Genomic DNA, 573 nt, shown 5'->3' on the forward strand with positions numbered 1-573 from the left:
GAGATGACCCTGGAACCACGCCGCTCGTGGCGGCGGTCGTGATGACGATTCCAACGAGCAGCATAACCATGACCCTCCGAACGAGAGTCACGAATCAAACACCTCAACGAGTCCGAGCCGGTCTGCGATGAGAGACCCACCGGCTGCACCAACCACAATCAGCCCTATTTCAAGACTGCCACCAAGCAGGTCGGATAAAATCGTGATGTCTGCGCCCGCGGATAGTCCGGCGTCGAGAGCACCAACCGACGCGCCAAGTGTGGCGACCGTCTCTAGGTCAAGGTCAAGGTCCACCATTAGAGCATCCACCCCGCAGCGAACCCGGCCGTGCTCGTGATGCCGACGTAGACCAAGCCCCAGAGGTCGCTACTCTGGAAGAATGAGGAAACGTCACCGACCAACAGCCACGCAGCGAACACCCCGACCGTGCCGAAAATCGACCACATATAGTAGTCGTCAAGCTTCTCCGCATCGTCTTTGAGAGACGATAGGTCGGTGTTCTCGTTCGTGATGATGATGCCCGCGAACGCGCCGACAGATACCGCGTACGCAAGCGTGATTTCGATATTCCCC

The 573-nt window shown here is 58.3% G+C and carries 2 protein-coding genes; both read right to left on the bottom strand.

The genetic code is table 11. The features are described 5' to 3' along the window. Positions 1 to 87 precede the first annotated feature (87 nt). Positions 88 to 297: a hypothetical protein gene (locus C448_RS04200; RefSeq protein WP_004052064.1), complete on the bottom strand. Its 210-nt coding sequence runs from the start codon at positions 295 to 297 to the stop codon at positions 88 to 90. Next, positions 297 to 573, bottom strand: a 277-nt coding sequence (locus tag C448_RS04205) for a hypothetical protein (RefSeq protein ID WP_004052065.1), incomplete at its 5' end; no start/stop codon positions are given. The genes C448_RS04205 and C448_RS04200, both read right to left, overlap by 1 nt.

Origin of the sequence: Halococcus morrhuae DSM 1307 (assembly GCF_000336695.1) — an archaeon.
In the GTDB taxonomy this organism is placed as follows: Archaea; Halobacteriota; Halobacteria; order Halobacteriales; family Halococcaceae; genus Halococcus; species Halococcus morrhuae.